This window comes from Acinetobacter sp. YH12108 (genome assembly GCF_013419055.1).
In the GTDB taxonomy this organism is placed as follows: Bacteria; Pseudomonadota; Gammaproteobacteria; order Pseudomonadales; family Moraxellaceae; genus Acinetobacter.
Window position 1 is genome coordinate 1 of sequence record NZ_VPAW01000044.1, and the last position, 10,025, is coordinate 10,025.

Genomic DNA, 10,025 nt, shown 5'->3' on the forward strand with positions numbered 1-10,025 from the left:
CGCTTTAATCGTGATAAAGCATGGCCATAGGTCGCTGCTTTATCTGTATTGATGACCCGTGGAATTTGCCATTTTTTCACCGTATTGAAGATCTTTCCTAGAAAACTATAGGCTGATTTACTGTTCCTTCTAGCGGAAAGGTAAAAGTCAATCGTATGACCACGTTGATCAACTGCACGATACAGGTAAGTTCATCGCCCCTTCACTTTGATATAAGTCTCATCCATATGCCATGAATGTAAATCTGTAGGATTACGCCAATACCAGCGTAACCATTTTTCCATTCCTGGAGCATAACGCTGAACCAAATGATAAATTGTACTGTGATCCACATTTACGCCTCGTTCAGCGAGCATTTCTTGAAGTTCACGATAGCTGATGCCATATTTACAATACCAAAGAACAGCCCAAAGGATGATTTCACCTTGAAAGTGCCGACCCTGGAAGGGACTCATCTGCTGTATCTCGAAATAAATAAGATATTTAACTTATCATGTCAGCCTATTTGCAACAGTGCCGTTGGCTGTGGCATTACAATTATGAACGACCACATCAAGCTAACAAAGAAAATCCACCTCTAATGGCTGCTTAACCTATACTTTTAACTTCGGTTATTTAAGGAGGATACCCTTTCCTATAAGTATCAAAATGTATATGAATATTACTTTTTCGATTCTTTAGGATCCTTAACGATCAGCATTAAAAATCTTCTTACAAATGGAATGAAGATTAAAATTAGTGGGTAAGCTACGCCCCAAGATAGCATCCAAGATGAGAACCATTTGAGAATAAACCCTTCTACTAATCCTTTATTTATAATAAGATTAAAACAAGAAAGTGATCCACTCATTAGAGCAGATAAAAATAGAGGCATAAGCCAAGAAAGATGTTTAGCATGTATCTTTGGTATTTCCTTGAAAAAAGATTTTTTCATATAAGATCAACTGAAATGCAAAAAATTAAACTAAATATTTCGAAGATTTAGAGTTTTTTGAGTGATTTAATAAACTCAAAAAAATGTGGTAAAAATTCTTTGAATAAAGGTATGTCTTTATTTTCTAATAATACTTCACCCATAAACTTTACTCCCACTGCAAAAGCTTTCATTGATTCTTTATCTATTAGTTCTTTCTTCTGTAAATACTCTAAAACTTTAAAAATGTCATCATGATTGTAAGCAGTAAAAATAAGGTTTTCAGTGTAAGTTGAGGGTTGACCTTTTGCATCTTCTATATGTTGTACAGTAACTTCATATTTATGTTGTTTCATGATACTTCCTAATTTTTATTACAACTAATATCAATAGCAGTTTGATTAATACTTGTAGCAATTTAACGGATTGTTTAGCCAGTCTAAGGTATTACTTTTAATTTGAATCACAAGACTAATTTAAAGTTTTCCATCACACGATAAATATCCAAATATTGATCACTAGTATAGATTTCACTTCGAGTCTCTAAACGGCCAAAAGTTTATCACTCTCTTTGACCATTTAAATGATTAATAGCAGAGACCGTAATCGTAGCTTTTTTACGAATACGATCAAATTTTTCTACACAAAAAAATTGTATACTTTAAAATGAGATTAAATAAATGGTTATTATACTAAGGCTGTATCCACCATTTAGTAATTTTTTACCTATATCAATATCCTTAAAATAGGATTATTAATTTAATATCGCTAGATTCACACAAGTCGCTATTCTAAACTCAATGAACGATTATAAGTTGATTCAATCAGCAATATTTCTTCCACATTTAAAAAATTATGAAAGTCAAAACCTTTCATATCACTATGAAATTCTGGACTAGTCATATATTTTTTGGTAACAGCTATTGGATCAGTCCCATCCTCATAACTGACTAAAGCAATGACTTGCTGTTCTGTAGCTCGATCAAGATACACAGCATGTGTTTTTATATTAAATTTGGCTAAACTCACAATGTGGCTTTTCCAAATTTCAAGATACTCTTGAGCAGCTTCTTTACTTTTTAAGGTATATATTCGAAGTTGATAAATCATATGCATTTCTCTTTTGATAATTAAACAACATAAATTAGCTATAAAATATTTAAGAGAGCAGCCATTTTAAAAATGCTCTCTTAGTCTTGAATCAGTTTAATATTTAATTGCTGCAGACAAATAAAAACCATCACCTTTTGATTTATTTTTTGCAACAATATCTTTTTGCCAGCTAGCACTAATTAATGCTCCATTTTTAAACTGGTATTGGATAGCAGGACCAATTGCAAAACCTTCAGTTTTAGAGTTGGCAATCTCAACATCATTCTGTTTGTCATTTTCAAATTGTGTTGAATAATAACCCACTATTGCAGGTTCCCATTGTCCTACTTTATAACCAGCCATGTAATCTAAGAAAAATTCCGTACCTGTTTTATAATTTGTGTCTTCATTTTCCCAGTTAAAAGAAACACGAGGTGAAACTCCTATATCTAATCCATTTTCATTTTTATATCGAAGGCCAAAAACAGGTTGGATTGCAAAACGGTTATTTGAAACATTCAAAGTTGCGCCATTAGAGTAAGAACCAATCGGAAGTGCAAAATTTAAAGCTGCTACAGTTTGCCAATTTTTCTTTTCTCCTAGATTCCATTGGAAAATTAAGGGGCCAAAAATTACATCAGCTAGTCCATTATCTTTGTCTGATAATCGCCCATAAGGAGTATTGAAGCTATTATCGACATTAACAAATGTTCCAATTAGTTCTGATGAAACAACATCTGCTCCAAACAAATGTGAATCCCATACAGTGATAAAGCGTAAGGTTTGCGCAAATACAGATAAATCTAAATCTGTACCTTTAATTTCATCCCCTTTATGATCATTCAACTGTTTAGATTCCGAGTAGAAAGATAAAAGTTGTAAATAATTTCCTGGCTGAGGGGGAAAGTCAGCGATAAAATATTGAGCAGAGCCAGGTGCGTAGGTAGAGTTGCCATGCTCAGCTGCTTGACTTATCGCAGGTAACATTGCAGATGCAGCTAATAAATATTTTAAATAGTTTTTTTCGAACATTTTTTCAATCCCTTTCTAAAAAAAAAGCACAAATTTTCCTAAAGCACTTGTGCATTAAGCTACTAAATCGCTTTAATAACTTTTTGTTGAATAAACCCAAATGGTTTAACTTTTCCATCTGGACTTCTAGCTTCCATAAATACTTCATCACCAAAATTGAGATAAGGTGTTTGTATTTTTCCAATTTTTAGAATTTCACGTATCCGTTGTTCAGTAAGACAACTCGAACCTACCGTTTCATCTTTATTAGAAACAGTTCCTGATCCAATAATCGTTCCAGCAGTTAATTTGCGTGTTCTAGCGGCATGAGCGATTAGCTCTCCAAAACTAAAATCCATTTCTCGACCATTGGCGTGACCAAAATTTCTTTTATTAAGTTGGATAAATAACTCAAGGTGAACTCGACCATCTTTCCAATATTCACCTAACTCATCAGGGGTAATCGCAAAAGGAGCAAAAGATGAACTAGGTTTAGCATTGATAAAACCAAAACCTGTTTTCATTTCTCTGGGACCTAGTTCTCTTAAACTCCAATCATTCAACTGAAGGATTAACACTATAAAATCAGCTGCTTTATGTGCCGATACACCCATAGGAACTTCTGTAGTCACAACAGCAAATTCACCTTCGAAGTCGATACCATCTTCTTTATTTAAAAAAGCGACATCACAGAATGGTCCAATAAAGTCATCAGAAGCACCTTGATACATTAATGGGCAATTATCTGCATCAATATGTTCTTCAATATTGAAAGCTTGAGCCATTAAATGCCCATGGTTTTTAAAAGCTGATGCATCGCAAAATTGAGTTGTTTGAGGCAGTGGGGCTATACAGCGACTTAATTCGATTTCAGAAGTAGTAACTGAACCCTCATTTATTTTTCTATAGTACTCAGCTAGGTCAAGATATACGGTAGACCAGTTTTTTACTGCTTCAAATAAGTTTGGAACAATATGTTGTACAGAAAGTACTCGTTTTCCATCTTTTGAAACAAGGTAGAGTTCACCGTAGGTTGTACCATTATCATAGGTTGCAAATTTCATAATTAATTTCCATCCGAAATTGTTGTACCACCATCTACAACTATGTTTTGTCCAGTAATAAAAGCACCACCATTACTCGCTAATAAGAGGGCGATGCTCGCTATTTCATAAGGTTGTCCAACACGACGTAAGGGAGTAGCAAGTAAGCGCTTTTCTATAAAGTCTGGTTTGTCCAATAACTCTCTTGCCAAAGGCGTATTAATTAGTCCTGGTAAGATCGCGTTTGCTCTAATATTCAGTGATCCAAATTCAACTGCAATATTTCTGACTAGTTGATTTAGTCCAGCTTTAGATATTCCATAAATACCTAAAGACTTATTTCCTCTAATTGAGGCAATACTTGAAATAAAAATTAGGCTTCCGCCAACTGGTTTATTTTTTTCCATTATTGGAATTAATAAATTAGTTAGTTTTATTGCCGAGAGAAGATTTATATCTAATATTTTCTTTAGATTATTAAAATCTAAATCAGTATGGCTTGAGCACAATCCCTCAATACCAGAACAAAATACTAGAGAGTCGATTCTAGAATAGGTATTAATGATATATTCAGTGAGGTCTTTGATATCTTCTTCATTGGAAATATCTGCAGGGAAAATATCAACCAATTTCCCTTTGTTTTGAAAGAGTTGTTTTCTTTCTTTTAATTTTTCCTGGTTGATATCAGTAAGAATAACTGTAGCGTTATATTCGATGAATAAATCTACAGTAGTTTCACCTATTCCACCTAAAGCACCTGTAATAAGGACGACTTTATTTTTAAGGTTAAATAAGTCCATTTTTTTAACCAGAAAATTGGTGCGATAACTGTGTATCATAATTAGCATCAATTAAAATAAAGGCGATACGACAAACATGGTCTGTACGGTTAGACCAAGCATGATTAGTACCTCTTTGAATAATTACACTATTTTCGCCAACTTCTACTTCTTCATCATCCAGAATCAATGTGATAGTTCCACTAATAACGATTCCATAATCAATCGTTTCTGTTCTATGCATTAATGGATGTTTTGATTCAGCTGATGAAGTTCCTGCTTTATCATCACCAATTTCTTTAAATGTAGCTTTTAGATCGTCTGGGGATAATTTATGTAGATATTCATGATCTGGTGGAATATCTACAAATCGAAAGCGAGTACCTCCCGTAGGAGGCGGTAGTATCAATGCTCCGGTTGTAACATCATCAGTATTTGCTGAGATTGAGACACTAGCTTCTGTATTCCATACCTCATGGAATACTGTTCCCGGTGCACTTTTAAGATTATGGACGTTTTTAAGAACACTATTATCGAGAACAATAGCTTTTCCTTCAGGGTTATGACCAGTGATAACTCGTTTTATTAATTTAAATTCCATCTAAATATTCCTTAAACAATATAATTGGTTATTAACTATTGCTATGTTTACTGAAGTTAACTTTTTGCCCATACACGGACCTTGTACACAATCACCTGTTTGAAAATTGAATAAAGCGCCATGAGCAAAACATTTAATAAACTTATGATCTTCACTTAAGTACTGATCATTTTTCCAAGACATAGGTGTGGCTTGGGCATAATGAGGACATGCATCAAGCCATGCGTAAATTTGTTTTTCATACAAAAGAACTATGACTTTTTTTTGATATAAAGTTGAGTAAAACGCTCTTGTGTATAAAGGTTCTAATTCATTTAGATCGCATAAAAATTCACTTTTTACTTTCATAACTAAGTATTAGTGATCTGCTCCAGGAGCCCACTTTTCAGCATATTTGAATAAGAATCTTTGAGATGCTTCAGCACTAAAAGGCACACTTCTTGGCATCCATGAGTCATCATGTTTATCCATGTCAGCGTCGTATTCGATATGGCAACCTAAAGGACTATTGAAATACCAAAACCAATTTGAGCCAAAGTTATGTCTACCTGGCCCCCAAAAAGGTGTATAACCAGCTTCTAAGAATCTTGTACCAGCCAACATCACTTCTGTTGGCCCAGCCAAGTGGAAAGCAAAATGTTCGATACCTTGCATATGCTCAGGAGTCTGGATCAGAAATAGACTATGATGGTCATCATTTGCTGATGGACGTAAAAAGGGACCTACACCCTCTAAAATATCTGTAGTTCTGAATCCTAGGCGATTGCAATAAAATTTAGAGGCCTGTTCACCATTAGGTACAAAAAGGACTATATGACTTAATGTTCTAGGAGCTACATTAATGACTTTATTTAAACCTAATTCATTAGGTTTCCTTTGGGGAGTAGCACCGGGTGAATTTACTTTTTCATGTGGTAAATTTAGGGTCACTCTCTGAGTAATTTGAAATTTAAGAGCAAACCCTGAATCATCATTAAATTCAATAGAACCATCAATATTCTTTTTAACTACACGGTCTTTAGATATCTCTGCTTCAATAAGTTCTAGGTCATAAGCTTCTTGTACACCATAAACCTGTTTTCTTAAGAAGCTACCTGATTTTAATGCGGATGGAAGAAGAGAAGAATCCTCATGAAAAAGATGAACTGAAGTCCCATCTAATGCAGAATAAATAGCTTGAGTTTCATCTAAAAGAGTTTCCTTTAAACCATAGTCTTTCAAAAATGTGCAACACTCAAGAAAATTTGGAACACCGAAAACTAAAGCATCTGGGCCAATGATTTTCATCATTCAATTCCTTGTATAAATTATATTCATAGAATGAATCATAAATTTCTATCTTGTATTTACACAAATGATTTAAAACAATAGATTGTATTGATGGAATCAATACATAATTGGAAAATGGAATGAGATACAAGAATCTAGATTTAAACCTTCTAGTAGCTTTAAATCTTTTTTTAGAAGAAAAGAATGTTAGTAAAGCTGCAGAAAAAATGTTTATAACTCAATCGACTGCTAGTAGCGCATTAGCTAGACTGAGGAATTATTTTAATGACGAGTTATTAATTCAGGTTGGTAAACAAATGGAGCTAACGCCAAGAGCAAAAAAAATGGTGGAGCCTGTAAAATTAATTTTAATGTCTATAGATCATCAAATTATTCAACCACCAGAATTTGATCCCTATACTCTGGAGATGTCATTTACCTTATGTCTCTCTGATTATACTTTAGTGACTTTTATACCTGTTTTCCTGCAGTTTATAAAAGACCGAGGTTATAAAATTAATTTTGATTTTAAACCACAATCTATTGATCCAGTAAAGACCTTGGAAAGTGATGAAGCCGATTTGCTAATCATACCTTCTCAATATTTGACAGAAAAACACCCTCATGAGAACTTATATACTGAAGAGTTTGTTTGTATTGCATCTAAAAATCATCCGCGATTAAAAAAGAAAAAAGCTTTGACTTTGCAAGATTTTGAAGGTGAAAAGCATATTGTTATGAAGCCACCACAAAACTTAGATTCTGTTGAATCGATTGCTATAAAGAAAATGAAATTAAAAAGAAAAGTTGCTTTAACTACTTTTAGTTTTTCATCGATACCAGAATTAATTTCGGATTCAGAATATATTGCTATTGTACACAAACGTTTAGGAGAGAAATATCTTCAAAGATCTGATTTATATTTATTTTCTCTACCTTTTGATTTCCCCTTAATGCACCAAAGTATCCAATGGCATCGATTTAGAAATGATGATTTAGAATTACAATTTTTGATAAAAATAATGAATGAGTTTTCTAATACTTTGTTTTTATGATGGATAATTATTTAAGTAATTGTTGACATTACAACAGTTAGGACCTAACCTAAATAAAAGGATTTTTTTTAACCATAATGTTGACATTACAACAGTATGGTTATTATTTACTCAGGGTTGTGGAATGACACATATTATCGTTACTGGTGCACAAGGTTTTCTAGGTTCACGCCTTATTGATAAATTACTAAAGCGTCCAGAAGTTAGTAAAATTAGCTTAGTTGATCAAAAATTTTATGAGAAGAAGAATTCTCATAAACTTCAATATTTTGAAGGTGATTTAACCTCACCTGTATTCTTAAACGAAATATTTAAATCTGACGTAGATGTAGTTTTCCATTTAGCGAGCATTCCTGGTGCTGCCGCTGAAAAGCAACCTTATGTTGCTCAAAATATTAATTTCTTAAGTGTACAGAGAATACTAAATTTATTAGAAAAACAAAAAGTTCCTCCTAAATTTATCTTTGCTAGCTCAATAGCAGTTTATGGAAATGATACTCAAGATGTTATTACTGAATATGATTTGATAAACCCTCAAACTTTATATGCAACCCATAAGTCCATCGTAGAGCTTTTAATTGCTGATGCTTCACGACGCAATATAATTAATGGCTTATCACTCCGAGTACCAGGGCTTGTAGCAAGACCGGAAAAAGCTAGTGGTTTTGCTTCTTCTTTTATGAGCGAGATTTTTTGGTCGCTTAAAAACAATGAGCATATTATTTTACCAGTTTCAAAAGAAGCTACCGCTTGGTGGTTATCAGCAGACTGTGCTGCTGAAAACTTTATTTTTGCCGCTTTTAATGATTTTACAGCATTAAATGCGCGAAGAGTTATACAACTTCCTGTTCTCTATTTAACTGTTTCAGAAATTATTGAAGAAATTAGCAATTACTTCAATGAAGATAAAATTTCATTAATTAGTTACGACATTGATCCATATATTCAAGCCAATTTTGGCTCGTTTCCCCCCCTTATAAGTTCTTATTCGGAAAGTAAAGGTTTCTTTAATGACCATTCTATATCCGCATTGATAAGACGAGTTTATGAATAAAAATTTGTGATCTGAAAACACAAATTAATTTCTATCAAATTTACTTTAATTAAGAGGTTCACTATGTTCCAGTATTTTCCAACAAACTATGTTTGGAGCCTAACTACTATGATTGCGATTAGTCATGGTGGTCATATGGGTGAAATTGATGAAATTTGCAAACCTATATTGGATGCATCCAAAAATGGTGACGACATTGGTACAGTTGAATTCATGCATGCTTGGAAAAAATATGCTGACAACTTGGTAGAATTGGCTGAATTAGATCTGACAAAGAACAGAAATTTTTCAGCAGGTGATAAATATCAGAGAGCAGGCTTATATTATTCCATAGCTGAACGAATGCAAGAACATGGAAATAAAGAGCGTGTTGAAATTTATGCTAAATCTTTAGAATGTTTTGAGTTCTCACGTCAATATAAAAGATCAAATTGCATTCGTGTTGAGATTCCTTATGAAGATTCTCATCTCTCAGCTTTATATGTAAAAAATACTTCAGAAAACGGTGAAAAGCTACCAGTAGTCGTGATGATGAATGGTCTCGATTCTAGTAAAGAAATTCTGTATACCTCTCCGATTACAGACATGCTCCTAAAACGTGGTTTAAGTATTTTATTTGTAGATCAACCAGGAACAGGTGAAGCCATTCGTCTGCAAAATTTGCCAGCTGTTTATAATGCAGAAGTTTGGGGCTCAAAAGTTATTGATTGGTTATTTAAACAAGAAGAAGTTGATACAAATCGAATTGGCGCTCTAGGTGTTTCTTTAGGTGGATATTACGCTCCCCGAGTAGTTGCATACGAACCTCGATTTGCTTGTGGCGCTGTTTGGGGAGCAAATCATGATTGGCGTGCTGTTCAGCAAGCCCGTTTAAAACGTGAGGGAGAAAACCCTGTACCTCATTACTGGAAACATGTGGAGTGGGTGTTCGGCGCTACCGATCTTGATGATTTCTTTAAAAAAGCAGAAAACATGCATTTAAATGGAGTCGTAGAAAAAATCAAAGTGCCATTTCTTGTAACACATGGTGAAAATGATCGTCAGATTCCTCTTAAATATGCATATGAAACTTTTGAGCAATAGAGGTGGTTCCACTTGTTTGAACAACTAAAAGCGTATTTATAAGTGATATTCCGCTCTAGTTAAGCCACCTTGTTTTGTTGGGGTAGCTGATCATAGTAAAACTCATTTGGTGTCATTTTGTCTAG

Annotated in this window: 12 protein-coding genes and 1 pseudogene; 3 read left to right on the forward strand and 10 right to left on the reverse strand. The window is 33.7% G+C overall.

Features of this window, described 5'->3' with window-relative positions; translation table 11 throughout:
- The 10 genes and pseudogenes from FTU46_RS16155 to FTU46_RS16200 form a co-directional block, all read right to left on the reverse strand.
- Window positions 1–455: pseudogene (locus FTU46_RS16155) on the reverse strand (IS6 family transposase); the annotation flags it as partial.
- A gap of 206 nt (window positions 456–661) precedes the next feature.
- Window positions 662–934: a DUF2798 domain-containing protein gene (locus tag FTU46_RS16160; RefSeq protein ID WP_180074854.1), complete on the reverse strand. Its 273-nt coding sequence runs from the start codon at window positions 932–934 to the stop codon at window positions 662–664.
- Between the two features lie 47 nt (window positions 935–981).
- Window positions 982–1,269: a DUF3861 domain-containing protein gene (locus FTU46_RS16165; protein WP_180105326.1), complete on the reverse strand. Its 288-nt coding sequence runs from the start codon at window positions 1,267–1,269 to the stop codon at window positions 982–984.
- 430 nt (window positions 1,270–1,699) lie between these two features.
- On the reverse strand, window positions 1,700–2,023 hold the full coding sequence (locus FTU46_RS16170) for an NIPSNAP family protein (protein ID WP_180105327.1): 324 nt from the start codon (window positions 2,021–2,023) through the stop codon (window positions 1,700–1,702).
- 96 nt (window positions 2,024–2,119) lie between these two features.
- A complete protein-coding gene (locus tag FTU46_RS16175; protein WP_180074855.1) occupies window positions 2,120–3,037 on the reverse strand; it encodes a transporter in 918 nt (305 codons plus the stop codon).
- 62 nt (window positions 3,038–3,099) lie between these two features.
- Window positions 3,100–4,080: a fumarylacetoacetate hydrolase family protein gene (locus FTU46_RS16180; protein WP_180074856.1), complete on the reverse strand. Its 981-nt coding sequence runs from the start codon at window positions 4,078–4,080 to the stop codon at window positions 3,100–3,102.
- 2 nt (window positions 4,081–4,082) lie between these two features.
- Window positions 4,083–4,859 (reverse strand): SDR family NAD(P)-dependent oxidoreductase, encoded by a 777-nt coding sequence (locus FTU46_RS16185; RefSeq protein WP_180074857.1) that lies wholly within the window; start codon window positions 4,857–4,859, stop codon window positions 4,083–4,085.
- Between the two features lie 4 nt (window positions 4,860–4,863).
- A complete protein-coding gene (locus FTU46_RS16190) occupies window positions 4,864–5,439 on the reverse strand; it encodes a cupin domain-containing protein (protein ID WP_180074858.1) in 576 nt (191 codons plus the stop codon).
- Window positions 5,440–5,787 carry a Rieske 2Fe-2S domain-containing protein gene (locus tag FTU46_RS16195; protein ID WP_180074859.1) on the reverse strand — a complete coding sequence of 116 codons (348 nt, stop codon included), beginning with the start codon at window positions 5,785–5,787 and terminating at the stop codon, window positions 5,440–5,442.
- Window positions 5,788–5,796: 9 nt separating this feature from the next.
- On the reverse strand, window positions 5,797–6,726 hold the full coding sequence (locus FTU46_RS16200; protein WP_180105328.1) for a VOC family protein: 930 nt from the start codon (window positions 6,724–6,726) through the stop codon (window positions 5,797–5,799).
- A gap of 122 nt (window positions 6,727–6,848) precedes the next feature.
- On the opposite strand from FTU46_RS16200, the gene FTU46_RS16205 reads away from it, so the two are divergent.
- The 3 genes from FTU46_RS16205 (at window position 6,849) to FTU46_RS16215 (ending at window position 9,900) form a co-directional block, all read left to right on the forward strand.
- Entirely contained in the window at window positions 6,849–7,763 is a 915-nt protein-coding gene (locus tag FTU46_RS16205) for a LysR family transcriptional regulator (protein WP_180105329.1), read from the forward strand.
- 124 nt (window positions 7,764–7,887) lie between these two features.
- Complete coding sequence (locus FTU46_RS16210; protein ID WP_180074862.1) at window positions 7,888–8,817, forward strand: NAD-dependent epimerase/dehydratase family protein; 930 nt, start codon at window positions 7,888–7,890, stop codon at window positions 8,815–8,817.
- A gap of 108 nt (window positions 8,818–8,925) precedes the next feature.
- Window positions 8,926–9,900 carry a S9 family peptidase gene (locus FTU46_RS16215; RefSeq protein ID WP_257224673.1) on the forward strand — a complete coding sequence of 325 codons (975 nt, stop codon included), beginning with the start codon at window positions 8,926–8,928 and terminating at the stop codon, window positions 9,898–9,900.
- Window positions 9,901–10,025: the final 125 nt, after the last annotated feature.

What these genes read in the sequence shown, in the direction of transcription:
- FTU46_RS16200 (WP_180105328.1), bottom strand. Translation starts at nt 6,726, where the DNA reads ATGAAAATCATTGGCCCAGATGCTTTAGTTTTCGGTGTTCCAAATTTT.
- FTU46_RS16180 (WP_180074856.1), bottom strand. Translation starts at nt 4,080, where the DNA reads ATGAAATTTGCAACCTATGATAATGGTACAACCTACGGTGAACTCTAC.
- FTU46_RS16190 (WP_180074858.1), bottom strand. Translation starts at nt 5,439, where the DNA reads ATGGAATTTAAATTAATAAAACGAGTTATCACTGGTCATAACCCTGAA.
- FTU46_RS16185 (WP_180074857.1), bottom strand. Translation starts at nt 4,859, where the DNA reads ATGGACTTATTTAACCTTAAAAATAAAGTCGTCCTTATTACAGGTGCT.
- FTU46_RS16170 (WP_180105327.1), bottom strand. Translation starts at nt 2,023, where the DNA reads ATGATTTATCAACTTCGAATATATACCTTAAAAAGTAAAGAAGCTGCT.
- FTU46_RS16175 (WP_180074855.1), bottom strand. Translation starts at nt 3,037, where the DNA reads ATGTTCGAAAAAAACTATTTAAAATATTTATTAGCTGCATCTGCAATG.
- FTU46_RS16205 (WP_180105329.1), top strand. Translation starts at nt 6,849, where the DNA reads ATGAGATACAAGAATCTAGATTTAAACCTTCTAGTAGCTTTAAATCTT.
- FTU46_RS16160 (WP_180074854.1), bottom strand. Translation starts at nt 934, where the DNA reads ATGAAAAAATCTTTTTTCAAGGAAATACCAAAGATACATGCTAAACAT.
- FTU46_RS16165 (WP_180105326.1), bottom strand. Translation starts at nt 1,269, where the DNA reads ATGAAACAACATAAATATGAAGTTACTGTACAACATATAGAAGATGCA.
- FTU46_RS16195 (WP_180074859.1), bottom strand. Translation starts at nt 5,787, where the DNA reads ATGAAAGTAAAAAGTGAATTTTTATGCGATCTAAATGAATTAGAACCT.
- FTU46_RS16215 (WP_257224673.1), top strand. Translation starts at nt 8,926, where the DNA reads ATGATTGCGATTAGTCATGGTGGTCATATGGGTGAAATTGATGAAATT.
- FTU46_RS16210 (WP_180074862.1), top strand. Translation starts at nt 7,888, where the DNA reads ATGACACATATTATCGTTACTGGTGCACAAGGTTTTCTAGGTTCACGC.